This is a genomic window from Actinomycetes bacterium, assembly GCA_036000965.1.
Lineage (GTDB): Bacteria > Actinomycetota > CALGFH01 > CALGFH01 > CALGFH01 > DASYUT01.
Genome location: DASYUT010000311.1, coordinates 15,408 through 31,658, shown reverse-complemented (window position 1 = coordinate 31,658; position 16,251 = coordinate 15,408). Strand labels below are relative to the sequence as shown.

At 70.9% G+C, this 16,251-nt stretch carries 24 protein-coding genes; 23 read left to right on the top strand and 1 reads right to left on the bottom strand.

Annotation, left to right across the window (positions count from 1 at the left end; all coding sequences use genetic code 11):
• Positions 1-8: 8 nt before the first annotated feature.
• From VG276_28005 to VG276_27940, 14 genes are all read left to right on the top strand, one after another.
• A complete protein-coding gene (locus VG276_28005; GenBank protein HEV8653133.1) occupies positions 9-257 on the top strand; it encodes a hypothetical protein in 249 nt (82 codons plus the stop codon).
• Positions 254-385 (top strand): hypothetical protein, encoded by a 132-nt coding sequence (locus VG276_28000; protein ID HEV8653132.1) that lies wholly within the window; start codon positions 254-256, stop codon positions 383-385. Before VG276_28005 ends, VG276_28000 begins: the two co-directional genes overlap by 4 nt.
• Positions 382-570 carry a hypothetical protein gene (locus tag VG276_27995; GenBank protein HEV8653131.1) on the top strand — a complete coding sequence of 63 codons (189 nt, stop codon included), beginning with the start codon at positions 382-384 and terminating at the stop codon, positions 568-570. The genes VG276_28000 and VG276_27995 overlap by 4 nt, the downstream gene beginning before the upstream one ends.
• A gap of 1 nt (position 571) precedes the next feature.
• Positions 572-2,014, top strand: coding sequence for a phage portal protein (locus tag VG276_27990; protein HEV8653130.1), 1,443 nt, complete (start codon positions 572-574; stop codon positions 2,012-2,014).
• Positions 2,011-3,108, top strand: a complete 1,098-nt coding sequence (locus VG276_27985; GenBank protein ID HEV8653129.1) for a hypothetical protein — start codon at positions 2,011-2,013, stop codon at positions 3,106-3,108. Before VG276_27990 ends, VG276_27985 begins: the two co-directional genes overlap by 4 nt.
• Positions 3,109-3,128: 20 nt before the next feature.
• Positions 3,129-4,706: a hypothetical protein gene (locus VG276_27980; protein ID HEV8653128.1), complete on the top strand. Its 1,578-nt coding sequence runs from the start codon at positions 3,129-3,131 to the stop codon at positions 4,704-4,706.
• Positions 4,706-5,551, top strand: a complete 846-nt coding sequence (locus VG276_27975; GenBank protein ID HEV8653127.1) for a hypothetical protein — start codon at positions 4,706-4,708, stop codon at positions 5,549-5,551. The genes VG276_27980 and VG276_27975 overlap by 1 nt, the downstream gene beginning before the upstream one ends.
• The gene (locus VG276_27970; protein HEV8653126.1) at positions 5,544-5,837 is read left to right on the top strand and encodes a hypothetical protein; all 294 of its coding nucleotides are present in this window, start codon (positions 5,544-5,546) and stop codon (positions 5,835-5,837) included. Before VG276_27975 ends, VG276_27970 begins: the two co-directional genes overlap by 8 nt.
• A gap of 3 nt (positions 5,838-5,840) precedes the next feature.
• The gene (locus VG276_27965; GenBank protein HEV8653125.1) at positions 5,841-6,176 is read left to right on the top strand and encodes a hypothetical protein; all 336 of its coding nucleotides are present in this window, start codon (positions 5,841-5,843) and stop codon (positions 6,174-6,176) included.
• Between the two features lies 1 nt (position 6,177).
• Complete coding sequence (locus VG276_27960) at positions 6,178-6,474, top strand: hypothetical protein (GenBank protein HEV8653124.1); 297 nt, start codon at positions 6,178-6,180, stop codon at positions 6,472-6,474.
• A gap of 132 nt (positions 6,475-6,606) precedes the next feature.
• The gene (locus VG276_27955) at positions 6,607-6,783 is read left to right on the top strand and encodes a hypothetical protein (protein ID HEV8653123.1); all 177 of its coding nucleotides are present in this window, start codon (positions 6,607-6,609) and stop codon (positions 6,781-6,783) included.
• A gap of 69 nt (positions 6,784-6,852) precedes the next feature.
• Positions 6,853-7,272: a hypothetical protein gene (locus VG276_27950; GenBank protein ID HEV8653122.1), complete on the top strand. Its 420-nt coding sequence runs from the start codon at positions 6,853-6,855 to the stop codon at positions 7,270-7,272.
• Positions 7,273-7,442: 170 nt separating this feature from the next.
• Positions 7,443-7,760, top strand: coding sequence for a hypothetical protein (locus VG276_27945; GenBank protein ID HEV8653121.1), 318 nt, complete (start codon positions 7,443-7,445; stop codon positions 7,758-7,760).
• Positions 7,757-8,389, top strand: coding sequence for a hypothetical protein (locus tag VG276_27940; GenBank protein HEV8653120.1), 633 nt, complete (start codon positions 7,757-7,759; stop codon positions 8,387-8,389). Before VG276_27945 ends, VG276_27940 begins: the two co-directional genes overlap by 4 nt.
• Positions 8,390-8,449: 60 nt before the next feature.
• Here VG276_27940 and VG276_27935 read toward each other — a convergent pair whose 3' ends face one another.
• Positions 8,450-8,695, bottom strand: coding sequence for a hypothetical protein (locus VG276_27935; GenBank protein HEV8653119.1), 246 nt, complete (start codon positions 8,693-8,695; stop codon positions 8,450-8,452).
• 59 nt (positions 8,696-8,754) lie between these two features.
• On the opposite strand from VG276_27935, the gene VG276_27930 reads away from it, so the two are divergent.
• From VG276_27930 to VG276_27890, 9 genes are all read left to right on the top strand, one after another.
• The gene (locus tag VG276_27930; GenBank protein ID HEV8653118.1) at positions 8,755-10,839 is read left to right on the top strand and encodes a hypothetical protein; all 2,085 of its coding nucleotides are present in this window, start codon (positions 8,755-8,757) and stop codon (positions 10,837-10,839) included.
• 3 nt (positions 10,840-10,842) lie between these two features.
• Positions 10,843-11,547 (top strand): hypothetical protein, encoded by a 705-nt coding sequence (locus VG276_27925; protein HEV8653117.1) that lies wholly within the window; start codon positions 10,843-10,845, stop codon positions 11,545-11,547.
• 202 nt (positions 11,548-11,749) lie between these two features.
• Positions 11,750-12,016 (top strand): hypothetical protein, encoded by a 267-nt coding sequence (locus VG276_27920; GenBank protein HEV8653116.1) that lies wholly within the window; start codon positions 11,750-11,752, stop codon positions 12,014-12,016.
• Positions 12,006-12,458, top strand: a complete 453-nt coding sequence (locus tag VG276_27915) for a hypothetical protein (GenBank protein HEV8653115.1) — start codon at positions 12,006-12,008, stop codon at positions 12,456-12,458. Before VG276_27920 ends, VG276_27915 begins: the two co-directional genes overlap by 11 nt.
• A gap of 19 nt (positions 12,459-12,477) precedes the next feature.
• Complete coding sequence (locus VG276_27910) at positions 12,478-14,190, top strand: hypothetical protein (protein ID HEV8653114.1); 1,713 nt, start codon at positions 12,478-12,480, stop codon at positions 14,188-14,190.
• Entirely contained in the window at positions 14,187-15,089 is a 903-nt protein-coding gene (locus tag VG276_27905; GenBank protein ID HEV8653113.1) for a hypothetical protein, read from the top strand. Before VG276_27910 ends, VG276_27905 begins: the two co-directional genes overlap by 4 nt.
• 2 nt (positions 15,090-15,091) lie before the next feature.
• On the top strand, positions 15,092-15,352 hold the full coding sequence (locus VG276_27900; protein HEV8653112.1) for a hypothetical protein: 261 nt from the start codon (positions 15,092-15,094) through the stop codon (positions 15,350-15,352).
• Position 15,353: 1 nt separating this feature from the next.
• On the top strand, positions 15,354-15,770 hold the full coding sequence (locus VG276_27895; protein HEV8653111.1) for a hypothetical protein: 417 nt from the start codon (positions 15,354-15,356) through the stop codon (positions 15,768-15,770).
• Positions 15,771-15,899: 129 nt separating this feature from the next.
• Positions 15,900-16,250: a hypothetical protein gene (locus tag VG276_27890; protein HEV8653110.1), complete on the top strand. Its 351-nt coding sequence runs from the start codon at positions 15,900-15,902 to the stop codon at positions 16,248-16,250.
• The last annotated feature ends 1 nt before the right edge of the window (position 16,251 follow it).

The following is a 16,251-nucleotide window of genomic DNA, read 5'->3' as shown; positions in this document are numbered from 1 at the left end:
ATGAGCCCATGACGGTGCAGGCGTGGCAGCAGATCTTCGAGCGGGTCGAGCGGGAGGCACGCGGGCTGGATCCGGCCAAGGCGCTGCTGGCGGTGATCAGCGCGCCGCTGTTCGTGCTCGGCTTCCTGGCGGTGCTGATTCTCCAGGTCGCGTGGATGGCGGTGGCGTTCGCCTGGTCGGGTGCGCTGGTCGGGTGGCAGCAGGCCGGCGGCCTGGACGCGATCCGTGGCAAGCGGAAGGTGGACCCGTACGCATGAGGTCCGTCGTCGCCAAGCGGCTGCGCTTCGAGCAGGCCCGGCTGCGCGCCGCCGGCATCACGGTGCCCCGCCGGCTTCGCACGTTCCGGCGGTGGCTGGGCCGCTACCAGATCGGGAGGCGACCATGAGGCCGAGCGTCGGACGGATCGTCCACTACGTGTCCTATGGCACGCCAGGGCCGGTCGTCGGGCTGTGCGTGCTGAATCCGACCGGCCTGTTCTTCCACGCGATCGCCGACGGTGGCTGCCGCCAGGACGAGGACGGCAAGGCTGGCGGGACGTGGCACTGGCCCGAGCGGGTCGAGGAGAGCTGACGTGGGCCTGGCCGAGCGCGTCCTGGAGGTTTACCGGAGCCGTCGTGGCGGCGCGGAGCTGGCATCCCCGGTCGCCGGCGCGATCGCCCCCCCGTTCGAGGGCCTGACCGGGCATGCGGCCAGTTACGACCCGGAGAAGTATGGCCAGTATCTGGCCACCTCCAACGAGGTCTACTCCGCGGCGGCGTTGCGCGCCCGGCACATGTCGAGCCTCAACCTGCAGGTCTTCAACGGCTCCGGCCCGGAGCGCACCGAGCTCACCAGCGGCCCCGCAGTCGACCTGCTCCGCCGGGTCAACCCGTTCTGGACCCGCCGGCGGCTCGACCGGATGGACGAGCTGGCCATGTGCCTGTGGGGGGAGTCGTTCTGGGCGGTCGAGGGCGCGCTGGAGGGCAACCCGCAGGAAATCTGGTGGTGCAAGCCCACCCAGATGCGCCCCGTCCCCCACCCGAAGTGGTATCTCGAGAAGTTCCTGTACCTGCCGCTCACCGGCGGGCCGACCATCGAGTTCGCCCCGGGCGAGGTGGTGTGGTTCCGCTACCCGAACCCGAACGACGAGTTCCAGTCGCTGTCGCCGCTGACCGCCGCGTTGCGGGCCGCCGACACCGGCTCGGCGATGCTGCAGGCCAACGCCAACCTGTTCCGGCAGGGCCTGATGGCCGGCGGGCTGATCGTCCCCGACCACGACAAGGTCACCTTCTCCAAGCAGCAGCAGTTGGAGCTGGAGGAGATGCTGGAGCGGCGCTGGAGTGGCGTCGACAAGGCGCACCGCTGGAGCGTGCTCCGCTTCGAGGCGCAGCTCCGTGCGCTGAACGTCACCCCCAAGGATGCCCAGTTCGTCGAAGGCCTGGGGCTGATGGCCCGCCAGGTCTGGAATGCGCTGGGGATTCCCGCGCCGCTCATGAACGACCTCGCCTACGCCACGCTCAGCAACATGCGGGAGTTTCGTCAGCAGCTGTGGACCGACGCGCTCCGCCCGGACTCCCAGTTGCGCGCCGACGAGATCGTGCAGCAGTTCCTCCCCATGTTCGCCCGCACCCGCGGTCGCCCAGCGACCGCCGATCATGCCGAGTTCGACTACTCCCAGGTGCCCGAGCTGCAGCAGCTCGCCAGCGAAGGGTGGGACCGGGACCGCCGGGCGATCGAGATCGGCGCGCTCACCATCAACGAGTGGCGGCGCCGCCAGGGCCTCCCCGAGGTCGCGTGGGGTGACGCCTGGTGGGCGCCGGTCAACAAGAGCGCCGTCACCGGCGCGACCAGCAAGCCGCAGGGCGACACCACGCCGACCGGCGGCAACGGCGGGGATGGCGGCAATGGCGGCGGCAACGGCCAGGTCGACCAGCAGGAGGCGGCCAGCATGATGGCCGCCCTCGAGCTGGCGCAGATGGAGCTGCGGCACGGCCCATTCGCCCTCAACGGGCGCAACGGAAAGGGGCACCGATGACCGAACCACGGCGCGCGCTGACCCGCGGGCTGCTGCAGTCGCCCAGCGACGACGAGGCGCTCACGTTCACCGCGAGCACGACCCGGCTGAACCGCTACGGGTTCCGGCTGCGCCACGAGGGCTGGCGGATCGACAACTACAACGCCAACCCGGTGGTCCTGTGGATGCACATCCCGTTCCTCCGCCCGATCGGCCGGGGCCGCGCGTCGCTGCGGGACGGTCGGCTGCTCAACACGATCACCTTCGACCGGGACAACCCGTTCGCCGCCGACGTCGAGCGGCAGTACCGCGCCGGGTTCCTCAACGCCGTGAGCGTGGGAATCGACTTCGTCGACAAGAACGGCGCGCCGCTCACCGGCCGGCTGACCGCGGAGCAGATCGAGAAGGAGGCCTACTACGACCTCGCCGAGGTGTCGTCGGTGCCGGTCCCGGCCGACCCGGGCGCGCTCAAGGCCAGCCGCGTGTCGCTGGCGGCGCTCAGCATGTTCGGGCGAGAACTCCTGGAGGACTTCGGCGACCCCGAGCAGCTTGCCGGCTGGGAGGCGCTGATCGCCGACCCGAAGCTGCCCCCCGCCGGTGCGCCGCTGGCCCCACCCGACTTCCCCGCCCCGCCAGCGCCGGGCATGACCGGTGATCGGCTCGACCGCATGGAGGCGACCGTCAACCGGCTCATGGACCTGCTCGAGCAGACGCTGGGCCGGGCGCTGGAGGTCCCCCGGATCCAGCAGGCGCTGGTGGCGATCCCCTCCCACACCACCGCAGTGGAGGACTCGGAGTGGGACGCCGACGCAGCCGTGTCGGGGATGCCGAACGAGGCCGCCACGCTGCGCTACTGCCACGCCTGGCGTGACGCCGCCGGCGACCAGGACGCCAAGGCCTCCTACAAGTTCCCCCACCACCGCGAGCAGGGCGGCCCCGCCAACCTCGGCGGCTGCCGCAACGGACTGGCGCGCCTGGAGGGCGCCGACATCCCCGAAGCCGACAAGACGGGTGTCAAGGCGCACCTGCAGAACCACCTCGACGCCCAGACCCAGGAGGGCTGGACGCCGGCACCCAACGCTGTGCAGGACTTCCTGGCAGCCATCCGCCTCTGAGCGGGAAAGGAGCACGGCACATGACCGTCACGCTCGACGCGCTGGCCCTGGACATCCGCCAGCGCCTGGACGGCATCAGCGAAGACCTGTCGGCGCGCACCAGCGATGTGGCGCTCACCGGGATCGTCCGCGGCATCATCGAGAGCCTCGGCGACGACCCCGAGTTCCAGCGCAAGATGCGGTTCGGCGCCGGCGCCGACGATGGCAAGCTGGTCGGCACCAAGTACCGCCGCTGGGGCCTGTCCGTTGCCGACATCGAGTTCCTCCACGAGCTCCAGACCTCGTTGAAGGGGCAGAAGAAGGTCAACGCCGTCGGCATCTACGAAGGCCCCTCGGAGACCCTGAACAGCACGTTCGGCCAGGTCACCGACGCCTACTACCTCCCGGAGGCGCAGGTCCGCGAGCTGGACCGCAAGGCGATCGACGACATGTTCCCTCGCCTCCCGCTGACCATGTTCCACGGCCCCGACCGGGCGCTTGCCCGTCGTGGCGCGTGGGAGCAGACCACCGCCTACCAGCAGGCCATGGTCGCCCTGGCCGACACCGGCGCGATGGACACCGCCGAATCCGGGTTCGGGCAGCAGCTGATCGGCGCGCAGTACGTCGGCACCCTGTGGGATGCGGCCCGCCGCGACTCCCGCGTCTTCGGCCTGATCGAGTCGTTCGAGATGACCGACCCGACCGCGTTCCTCCCGGTCGAGGTCGACATCCCCGAAATGCTGTTCGTGCCGGAGTCGACCACTTACGACAACACCACCGGCCTGCCCACCGCCGGTGCCTACGCCACCGTCAAGACCGGCTCCAACCGGGTGCAGGTCAACGCCAAGAAATTCCTCATCCACCAAGTCTGGTCCGGGGAGATCGACGAGGATTCGATCATCCCGTTCGTGCCGTTCCTGCGCCGCCAGGCGGCCACGTCGATCGCGCACTACAGCGACAGCCTCGTGCTGAACGGCGATGACACTGCCTCGGCGACCGGCAACATCAACAGCGACGACCAGACCCCAGGCGCCACCAAGCACTACCTCGCCTTCGACGGGATCCGCCACGCCTACATCGTCGACAACACCGCCAACGCCGTGGACGGCGCGGCCGGCTACCCGACCCTGGTCAAGCTGCACACGCTGCGTGGGCTGATGCTGGACCGCCCGCGGCTGGTCGACTGGGGCCACCCCGCCGACCCCAACGACCTGGTGTACGTGAGCGACCCGGAGACCGCCGACCGGATCGCCCTCATCGACGAGGTCCTCACCGTCGACAAGTACGGCCCCCAGGCGACCGTGCTCACCGGCGAGATCGCCAAGATCGCCCGCTACCCGCTGGTCGGGGCGATGGCGATGAACCTGACCGCTGCGGACGGCAAGAGCGACGCGGCCACCCCCGCCAACAACATCAAGGGTGGCTGCCTGGCATTCAACCGTCGCGGCTTCAAGACGGGCTGGCGCCGTCGGGTGATGGTGGAGACGGAGCGGCTCCCAGCGACCGACCAGACCCGCCTGGTCTACTCGCTGCGGCTGGGCTTCGGCCGGTTCTCGCCGACCGGTGCGGCCTCGGCGATCGAGGCGGTCGCGGCGCTCTACAACCTGCTCGTCACCTGATGAGCACGGTCGCTGGCGGGCTCGACCTCGACGCGCTGCACCTTGCAGCCGGTGCGCACGGGCGCCGCGCGGACGGGACCAGCCTGCTCGAGGCGGCCGCCTGGTGGGCCGGGGAGGCGCATTCGGACACGCCCGCATGCGTCTCCCCGGTGCTGGCCACCCTTGGTCGCAGTTGGGCGGCCGCGTTGAACGACGGACCCCGGCAGCGGCTCAAGCCGCTCATCCCGAAGCTGGCGACCAGCGCCGACGACGGGCGCGACCGGTGGCGGGCGCTGCAACTTGCCGACTGGCTGGTCCGCAGCGCCACGCCAGCGCTGCTGCGCTGCGCCAGCCTAGCCGGCCACGCCACCCCACTTGAGCGGGCCGCGCCGATCAGCGACTGGGAGTCGGCGCTTGCAGTCCAGCCGACCGTGGAGGCGGCCGGATATGCCGCGCGGAGCGGGCTGGAAGCCGCGTGGGCAACATCGAAGACGGCCAGCCAGGCGGTCGAGGCGTCCACCTGGGCGACCCATGCCGCTGGCGTGTTCTCCGCACGGGATGGGTGTCTGCTCGAGCTGGACCGCGCCGACGGGCTCACGCTGACCGGCGCGCTGGTCGCTGCGCTGCGGGCCAGCCAGCGGCAGCAGGCCGACGGTGGAGCGTTGGAGCGGGTCTGCTCGATCGGCGCCGCGATGGCGGTCCGCCAGGCGGTCGAATGCGTGAGCGCCACCGCGCTGACCGCCGCGCTCCGCGCACCATCCGACAGCGCGTGGGCGGTGCTGCGGCCCACCGTCCGCTACCTCCAGGACGCCATGTTTGGCCTGTTCGGACAGCTGTGCGAGGAGACAGGAGACCAGGATGAGTGAGCTGCTTGAGGGTGAGGTCATCGTCCGGCGTGAGGCGGACGGGCGGGTGGTGGTCGAGCAGGCCCCGCCGATAGCGCGGATGAGCCTGGCGCTGCTGGCCAGTGCCGACCAGGTCACCATACGGGTCTCCGGCGACCGGCTGGTCCTCGGCGGCCAGGTCGTCTACCGCGTGACCGGCTGGGACCAGCAGTCCCACGCGCTGCTGCTCGAGCGGGTGCCCGGTCTCACCAACGCCGAGGCGGCGGCCGAGGCTTGGCCGGCCGGGTTCGGCACGAAAGGAGCATGACCGATGCCAAGAGAGAAGATCGCCACCTGGCCGAGCGATCGGGCCAGCCGGGTGACCGTGCGCGCCAGCGAATCCCTGACTGCCGACCGGGTGCTCACCGTCGCCGAGATCGAGCAGTTCCAGATGTTCGTGTTCGCGCCGACCGCGGCCCGCAACCTCGACCTGCCAGCCGAGGCGGCCAGCGCCGGCGCGTACCTGTTCATCTACAACGCCTCCGGCGGCGCGTTCTCGCTCACGGTCCGCAACCCAGCCGCCGCCACCATCGCCACCGTCGCGCAGAACAAGGCGGCGATCCTCTTTTGCGACGGCGCCGCCTGGCGTGCCCTGGTGGGAGCCTGACATGCCCCGCTACGAGGTCCTCAAGGACTATCGCAGCGGCGGTCACGGTCCGTGGGAGAAGGGCAGCAAGATCGAGCTCGACGCCGACGACGCCGAATGGGTCAACCGCGACTCCTCCGACACCCTCAAGCAGATCCCCGGGCTGGGCGAGGAGGCCAAGACCGGCACCCAGCCGGCGGGGGAGGAGACGGCGGGGGAGCGATCAGCAGGCAGCCAGGGCGCCATGACCACCGCCGACCACCCCGGCATCACCCGTCCCAGCAGCAGCAGCCGCTCGAGCAACCGTCGGCGGGGCTGACCCGGGGAGGGCGGGCGGGCGCCCCATCCCAACCCCAAGGGGGAGCGCCCACACACCGCCCAGCAACCGCATTATCGCAGGCCAACCGGCCCCCGTTCCCGTTCCATCCACATCCCAGAAGGGAGCAGCATCATGCGAACCAAGCGCACGCTCGTCATCGCCGCGACCCTCGCCGCGCTGTTCGGCGCAGCCACCGTCGCCCACGCGGACTCGCCCCCGCCGACCAACGGCGGCAACGGCGCCGGCCAGTCTGGGCAGTGCACCGGCAACCCGGCCGACCGGCCGGAGGTGTGCCCGGCGACCAAGTAGCAGTTCCCTGACCCCACGGTGGCCCGCTCAGCGGCCGCCCACCTGACCATGCCACCCGAAGGAGGCATCTTGAAGCGCATCCTGCTCGTCCTGGCCACGCTCGTCGGAGCGCTGACGCTGGCTGTGCCGGTCGCCCATGCCGGTGAGCCCCACTTCATCGACTCGGCATTCTCCGTGGCCCGCTCCGGCGACACGCTCACCGTCGGCGGCAAGGAAGCCGGCCTCGGCGACGAGGAGCAGATCGTCGTCACCGTGTCCGCCGACGCCGCCTGCCTCAACCCGGGGGAGAACTTCCCGCAGGCCGCCAACAAGCAGACATTCTCAACCACCATCACGGTGCCCGTGCAGAACGGCAAGGCCGACTACCAGGTCACCCTGACCTTCGCCGTCCAGCCCAGGTGCAACCCGCCCATGTCGCTGGTGATCGGCAACGTGACCGTGTTCGACAGCACCAACAGCCTCACGTTCACGTTCCCCGGCACGTTCTGAGCTGTCGCAGGGCGGGCGGCGGGCCGTGGCCGTGGTCCGCTGGGCGGGCGCTCAACCCTGCCCCCACAGGGGAGCGCCCGCCACCCAGCGTCAGCGCCCAGCATGGCAGGCCAGCAGGCCGCCGTGACCTTCCCGTGATCATCTCGTGAGCAGTCCGAAAGGAATCGACCGTGGCCGACGTCTACCCCTATCTGGCGCCCGGCGACCCGGTCACCCTCGACCTGGTCACCGGTGCCAGCGGCATCACCGGCAAAGTCGTCGCGGTCGACCTGACCGACGACGGCAGCCTGCGCTGCTTGTCGATCATCGACGACCCGGGCCGCTCGGACCCGCTGCGCATCCGCGGCGATCTCGTCGCTCTCTGGCGGCGGGGCGAGCCGGTGCGTCGGACTGTCCCACAGGGCATCGCTGTGCCTGCTGGCAACCTGGAGCAGATCCGCGCGGCGCTGCCCGGCCAGCCCAACGGCATGCAGGGGGGCCGCCAGTGAGCGCGATCCTCACCGACGTCTGCGTCAACGCGATGCTGGACTCGGCGGTCGCGGGCGCGCCCGGCACGGCGCTGTTCCTCGGCCTGCACACCGCCCTCGGCGCCGCCGGTGCCGAGGTGACCGGCGGCAGCCCGGCGTATGCGCGGAAGGCGATCACCTGGAACGCGGCCGCGTCCCGGGCCAAGGACATCGCCGCGGCGCAGACCTTCGACGTGCCGGCAGCCACGATCCGTGCTGTGCAGCTCTGGTCGGCGTCCACCGCCGGCACCAGCCGGGCGTGGCTGCCGGCAGGGAGCACGGCACGCCGCGCGTTCTCGGTCATCGCCGGGGACCTGGCCGGCAACACGATCCAATCCCCAGCGCACGGCCTGTCCGCGGGCCAGTCGGTGGTGTTCTGGGCCACCATCGGCGCGGCCCTCCCGACTGGCCTGGCGGAGGACACCGAGTACTTCGTCATCGCGGCCGGGCTGACCGCCGACGTGTTCGAGGTGTCGACCACCCTCGGCGGCTCCGCGGTGGACATCACCGCGATCGGGGATGGGGACGTGCAGAAGTTCACCCCAGAGGTGTTCGCCGCGCAGGGCACCTACCAGGTGAGCTCGTTCCCGATCAGCCTGCCAGCCGGATAAGAAGCGGCCCCGGCGGGCGACGCCGGTTGAGACCGCCGCCCACCAGGACCACCAGGGAGCCTACGGGGTGACGATGGCGGGGACCAGCTCATGCTGGGTGGTCCCGGTGGGGCAGTTCCCCTGGCTCTTGTCGAGCGCGTAGATCGTCTTGTACGGCTGCGGCTGGTTGGCGGTGCACACGTAGAACGTGTGGGACGGGTCGGGGCTGGAGGGGGTCGCGTCGGGGATGTCGGCCAGGGCCGTCCCACCGAGGGCAAGGACCGCCCCGACCAGCACGCCCAGCAGGGGGCCGCGCAGCTTCCGCACGTCAGTGTCCTTTCGTTGGGGTTCCTTGCGCTCACGTCGTACCCCGGGAGGGGTTGGGTATGCCGCTGTCGCTTGACACGATCCAGGTGCAGCCGTCCAATTCGAGCAGCTTCACCGGGGCGTCGGGTAGCGCGACCCTGCCCAATGGCACTGCTGCCGGGTCGACGGTGCTGATCGTCGTCTCCACGAATTCGGTGCTGATGAGCTCGCCCGGGTTCACCGACGATTCCGGGTCGCAGAGCGGCAACTCGCGGGTGTTCATCCTCCGCAAGTCGAACGTGGGCGCCGGGGAGACCTCGTGGACGCTGACCGCCAGCGCTGGCACGTTCAGCCGCTGGACCGTCTATGAGCTGGCCGGCCTGGACCCTGTCGCTCCGGTCGATGTGAAGAAGACCTCCACCACCGCCACCACGTCTGGGACCAGCGCGTCGACGGGGACGCTGCCCCGCTCCACCGCCTACGACGGGCTGGTGGTGGCCGCCCATGCCAGCTACAACTCGGTCTCGACGACCCCGACGACCTTCTCGGCCGACACCAACGGGTTCACGGAGGTGGATGAGGGGTCGGCCGACGATGGGGTGAGCAAGGCGGTCGACCTGTCGGTGTCGATGAAGACCACCGAGGTGCTGGACACGTTCGAGTGTGCCGCGACCGCCTCGGCCACGTTGACGGGGACCAGCTCGGCCAGCGCGACGATCGTGTGCTACGCCGCGGAGGGTGCCAAGCGTGAGCCGAACGTCGCGCACTTCTGGGGGTTCTTCCCAGGTGTGTCGTCGACACCGGCGGGCCTTAGCGTCGGCAACGCCGGCAGCCGCTATTTCGAGACGGTGGTCGGTGTCCCGGCGATCACCGCTGACGGGTTGCAGCTGACCGGGGCGGCGTCGGCGCAGAGTGTGGCGGCCGCGTCGATCACCACCGCGTTGCAGGCCGCGAAGGCGCATGTGACCCGGATCCGGTTCCGGCTCGATTCGCTGTCGGGGGACCTGGAGCTAGCCACGCTGACCGACAGCGGCGGCGCCAGCACCGTCGTCCGCTACGTGAGCGCGAGCCAGAAGATCGGGGTGAAGGTCGGGACCGGCACCGAGGTCCTCTCCGACGCCACCGTGACGACCGGGGTGTTCTACAACCTTGATGTGCGGGCGATGGGGACCACGACCGCACGCACGGTCGACTGGCAGCTGGACTATGGGGCCGGCCCGGTCGTCCAGACCCAGGCGACCTTCACCGCCGGGGCGGTCCTCGGGTCGCTGGTCCCGGTGCTTGGCTGGTCGGCCGCGCAGACGGGGACGGTCACCTTCGCGTACGCGCTGTTCTCGATCATCGCGGGGCACTACCCGCTCGGCGACTGGACGATGGTGCTGCTGAAGCCGGATCCGGCCGGCACCCTCACCCTCTCGGGGACGGCCGCGAACTTCGCGTTGATGGCCAGCAACGCTACGGGGGGTGCGTGGAACGCGACCACCGCCCGCGACTCGATCGACGAGGTCCCCCCGACGGTCGGCGCGTCCGCTGACGGGTTCTGCCAGGTCACCGCCGCCGCCTCCGACTACGTTGAGATCCCGATGGAGACCTGGCAGGCCGCCCCCACCGGCAATATCCGGGCGGTGCGGATGTGCGCGTGCGGGTGGGCGGCCTCGGCGACCGCCGCGACGATCGGGTTCCGCGGGTGGGAGGGGTCGGCTGAGACGATCCTGCTCGCCACCGTGGACACCAACTTCGACAACACGTCCACCCCCGGGTGGGTGTGCCAGATGTACCGGCCCGCGAACGGGTGGACACAGGCAAAGCTGGATGCGCTTGCGTTCCGGGTCGGGTTCTCCGACGACGCCACCCCCGACATCGGCATCCACGCGATCTACGCGGAGGTCGCCGTGCAGACCACCGCCACCCAAGCCATGTTCGGGACAAGCGGGGATGTGACGGTGAGCGCGTCCTATGACGCGGTGACCGGTGGGGTCAGCGGCCTGGCCACCGCCACCCCGGCGGAGCGGGGCGTCACGCTGCATTACGAGGTGAACGCCAGCCCGACGGATGTGGCCGTGGGCGCCGCCTCGTCCGACACGCAGGTGGTCGACGCGCCGGACCATCCGACCGTCAACTACGTGGCGATCTACCCCGACCCCGAACCGACCCCCTCGAGCTGAGCGATGCCGCCCACTGTCGTGGCCGTCGGCGTGGTCGACTCGGCCACCCCATGGGTTCCGGGCCTGCCAGCCGGGTGGGCGCAAGACGATGTTCTGCTGATCGTCGGGGAGAACACCGGCGGGGAGCCGGCGCAGGCGGCGACCGGGTACGCCCACGTCACCGGCAGCCCCGTCGTTGAGGGTGTCAACACGCAGCTCAACGTGCTGTGGAAACGCGCAACAGCATCGGAGTCCGCCCCGACCGTCACCGGTCCGAGCAACCACGCCGTCACCCGCATGATCGCCATCCGTGGCTGCCCGCTCTCAGGGAACCCGTGGAACGTGGTCGCCGCGGCGGTCGAGGCGACCTCGGACACGTCGGCGACCTGGCCGGGGGTGACGACCACCAGCGACGACTGCCTGATCCTGGAGATCATCGCCACCGGCGCGGACATCGCCACCGCACAGCTGGGTGCGCTCACCAACGCGAACTACTCGAACATCGTGGAGCAGATGGACAACTGGGTCACCACCGGCGCTGGTGGTGGGATCGGTCTGGTCTCGGCGACCAAGGCGACCAAGGGCGCGACCGGCCAGAGTACGGCCACGATCACCACCGCGAGCAGCAAGGCGCTGATGACCCTGGCGTTCCCGCCCGGCCCACCACCACCCGCAGGGCGGTTCGGGCGCTACCACCCCCAGCAGCTCGGCTCCCAACCGTGGCGATAGGAGGCCGGGATGGTGGCGCTGCCGTACCTGTCGATGACCCTGCCGTGTGATGTCTGTGCTGGAAACGTACCGGTTCGTTCGACGTATGTGTGCTCGGCGTGTGGCGCGACCGTTCACCAGCGTTGTGGTCGGATGGTGGAGATCACCCCGGCGAGTGCTCATTTTCTGTGTGCTGCATGCCTGGAGGGATGGAGGGCCCGCCGTGGATTTGCCGTTCGACCTGCCTGATGGGTCCGCCCTGATCGAGTTGTCCCCCGATGTGTTCCCGCGGCTGGACGGCCATGAGCTGGTGGCGAGCTGGCATGTCGGCGGCCCCGACTACATGCTGCCTCCCGACCTGAGCGTCGCTGGTCTCCTCGGCGACGTGGACGCGGTGACGGTCACCGTGCATCAGCGGTACGAGACCGGACGGCTGGTCCCCAACACCTACGAGATCGGCGTGTGGAGGCGGGTGGCTGATGGCGGCTGAGCTCGGCAACGTCTACACCATCCGGCAGACCGCCACGATCTTGACCGCGATCACGATCATCCAGGCGGTGGCGTCCGCGACCAAGCCGCTGGTCATGATTCGCGGGTGGGTGACCGAGTCCGCGTCGCCGACCGCCGCGCAGGCCGGCATCGAGATCGTCCGCAAGAGCGCCGCCGGGACCACCACCGCGATCACTCCCGTCCCGGTGCGCCCGTCGCAGGGCACCGTCAGCGCGACCGCGGGGCACAACGCCACCGCGGAGGGGACCGTCACTGACGTGCACGACGGGGAGGGCATGAACGTGGTCAACGGGTGGCTGTGGCTGCCAACCCCCGACGAGCAGATCGTCGTCCCGGCCTCCGGGATTCTTGGGAGCCGGTTCGCTGCGGCGCCGGCCACGCAGACGTGGCGGTATGGCTGGACGTTCGTGGAGATCGGCTAGCCCAGGGGGAGGCTAGCCCATGCCCGTCCGCGGCTACTACGGCAAGCTCCGCAAGCGGTATCAGGCCGAAGCTACCGCTGTCCGGAATCAGCGTCGCATGCGGGCGCTGGACCCGGGCATTCTCCCGGTCCCCCTGCAGGTCGCGGGGTTGCGGCTGTGGCTGGCCGCCGACCTGATCAGTGGCCTGTCCGGCGGTGCCGCCGTGGCGACTTGGGCGGATGCGAGCGGCCGCGCAAACGACGCGACGCAGGGGACCGGCGCCAACCAGCCCACCTACCAGACCGCCGTCATCAATGGCCTGCCGGTCGTCCGGTTCGACGGCAGCAACGACTGCCTGCTCCTAGCCACCAGCGACCTGCTCGCCGCGACCAACGCGATCGGTGCGATCAGCTTTTTCGCGGTCGCCAAGCTGAGCGCGACCGCCGCGACCACCAACGACTACCTGTCGATCTCCACCGGCACCGCCGCCAACTCGGCCCGCCTCAAGGCGGGGCAGCGCGCCCCCGCCGGGTCGGGGGTGTGGGGGATGACCGCCCGCCGCCTCGACGCCGACGCGGCCGCCAACATCGAAGATGCAAACGACGACACCGCCTGGCATGTCCATTCGGCGATCATGGACTACGTCAACGGCGACGGGTTCCTCAACCTCGACGGGACGCAGATCGGGTCGAACCTGGCGCTGACCAGCTCGGGGACGACGTCGGCGACCAACGCGCTCGCCGCTGCGGTCGGTGGCCGCGCGGATGGGCTCGGGGAGTTCTGGGCTGGCGACATCGCCGAGCTGATCATGTACGTCGGCGCTGCCAAGATCGCCGACGCGGACCGGGACCTGGTCACCAACTACCTGCTCACCAAGTACGCCATCACCGGTGGTGGTCAGGCCAGCTCCGGCGCGGCATCCGGCGAGCAGCGCACCGCCGGCACCAGTGTGGGCGTCAAGGGCGCCGCCGGCGCCACGGCCAGCGCGCAGCGGGTGTCGGGGCTGTCGACCGGCAGCAAGGGCGCCGGCGGCGCCACGCAAGGGCAGGCCCGGACCGCAGGGCTGGTCGCGGGCCGCAAGCAAGCCGCCGGGGCGACGGTCGGGGAGCAGCGCACCACCGGGCTCGCGGTCCGTGGCGCGCCGTTCGCCACCGGAGCGACCAGTGGCCAGCAACGCGTCACCGGCCAGAGCGCCGGGACCAAAGGCGCCGCTGGCGCGCAGAGCGGCCAGCAGCGCACCGCCGGGCTGGTCGCGGTCCGCAAGCAGGCCCTGGCAGGCACCAGCGGCGCCCAGCGCAGCGTCGGTACAGCGTCGGCGCGCAAGCAGGCGCTCGGCGCGACCGTCGGGGAGCAGCGCACCACCGGGCTGGCCACGACCGCCCCACCGCCACCGTCGGCCGGGACGGTCGGGCAGCAGCGGGTCACCGGCCTGTCGACGGGCCGCAAGGGCGCCATCAGCACCCAGAGCGGCCAGCAGCGCACGACCGGCGCGACCGCGGGGATCCACCGCGCCGTCGGTGCCACCAGCGGCCAGCAGAGGATAGGCGCCACCACCGCCGGGGCGAAGGGCGGCCGGGGTGCGACGGTCGGGCAGCAGCGGACCGCAGGCACAGCAGGAATGGGGCTGCCGGTCGTCCCCGGCCACGGCACCATCACGCTCGGCCCGCCCGCCGGCGCCGGCGGTGTCGCCCTCCAGCCGGCCAGCGGCAGCGTCGCGTTGGAGCCTGCCAGCGGAAAGGTGACCATCGGATGAGCGCCCCCACCAACCTGTCCTACGACATCGGCGACGCCGTCCCGCTCGTCTACACCATCAGCCAGGCCGCCACGGTCGTGCTCACGGTCACCGATCCTGACGGGGTCACGTCCACTCCGGGCACCACACAGGGTGTCGGCCCGCCGGCAACCCCAGGCGGCCCGGCGACGGTGACCTACACGGCCAACGTGCCCGCGACTAAGGCGGGCCCCTGGCGTGCCACGTTCGTGGCCACCGGCACGGTCACCGACACCGAAGAACAGATCTTCATCGTCCGCCGGCCGGTCGCCGCCGACATCTACTGCACCATCGGCCAGATCCTCGAACAGGCCGGCGCCGACGCCGACAACCTGCCCGAGCCGCTGCTGCGCCGCGCCGTCCAGGCCACCTCCCGCGCGATCGACCGGGCCACCGGCCGCCGCTTCTGGCCCGACCTCACCCCAACCATCCGCCTGTACCGGCCCCGCAGCCACACCAGCGTGATCACCCACGACATCGCCACCACGACCGGGCTGGCCGTGGCGACCGACGAGGCCGGGAACGGCACCTACTCGACCATCTGGGCGCCCAGCGACTACCAGCTGGAACCGTTGGACGCGGCAGCGGACGGGGAACCGTGGTGGCTGATCCGCGCGGTCGGCGACCGCCGGTTCCCCGTCCGGGACCGGCGGCGTGCCACGTTGCAGGTGACCGCCCGGTTCGGCTGGCTGACCATCCCCGACGACGTCAACCAGGCCGCCATCTTGAAGGCCACCAAGCTGTTCAAACGGCGAGAGTCGCCGGATGGGTTCGCCTCGGGGATGGGCGAGTACGGCCCGGTCCGCATCAGCCGCTACGAAGACCCGGACGCCTGGCTGCTGCTCGGCAACGTCATGCGCTACTCGACCCCGGAGACCTAGAGATGACCCTGCGGCAGCTCAAAATCACCGCTCCCACTGGCTTCGGCCGGCCCGCCACAGTCGAGCTCGATGGCGAGCCCATTGGGCAGGACCTGCGTGGCGTCGACCTGCGCATCGACGCGGACGAGATCGTCACGGCGACGCTCCACCTACTCCATGTGGCCAGCGAGTTCAACGGTCAGGCCGCCGTGACGCTGCCGGAGGAGACCCAGGCGCTCCTCAAGCGGTTGGGCTGGACCCCACCGGCCGAGGACGGCGGCTGAGGTGCCCCCCCCGCCATCCCTCGAGGCGATCCTCGGGGCGATCGAGACACGCCTGGACACCATCCAGGGCCTGTCGGTCGGTGACATGGTGCCCGCCGCGATCAACCCGCCCCAGGCGGTGGTCGGCGTGCCCGAGATCGGCGACTACCACACCGGGGTGGCGGCGCTTCGGACGGTCCTGCGGCCCACCATCACCGTGCTGGTCTCCTCCGCGATGACCGCGCTCGGCCAGCATCAGCTGGCCCGCTACGCCGACCTGGCCGGCCCCCAGTCGATCCCCGCGCTGATCCTGGCTGATCGCACGCTCGGTGGGGTGGTCAGCGACTGCCTGGTCCGCAGCTTCCGCCCGCTCGGCCTCCAGGATGTCGGCATCGTCGGCTACTTCGGCGGCGTGTTCACCCTCAGCCTCAACCCCTGATCTGGCGCTGCCGGGCCCGGTCGCCCACCTCCGGGATGGTGCGACACGCACCGGCCATCAGCCCGGGTCGCCCGCGGGCCTCCCGGCAGCAGGCGAAGCCTACCAGCCATACCACCTGAAAGGAGCAGCATGGCTGCTTTGGTTACCAACGTTGCGCCGCTGAGCGGGCTCGCGCTGTCCACGCTGCTGGCCGCGGCCAGCACACCCGCCAACGGCGACGACTACGAGACCGGCCCGGGCCTGTTCCTGCTCGTGCAGAACGGCGGCGGCTCACCGATCACGGTCACGCTGGTCACCCCCGAGCTGGTCGACGGGGACCTGACCGTCGCCGACCGCACCTCCGTGTCCATCCCGGCGACCGCTGGCCTGGCGATGATCCCGCTCACCCAGCGGTACCGCGACCCGGCCACCGGCCGCGGCACCGTGACCTTCTCCTCGACGACCAGCGTCAAGGCGATCGTCGTGCGGACGCTGATCTGAG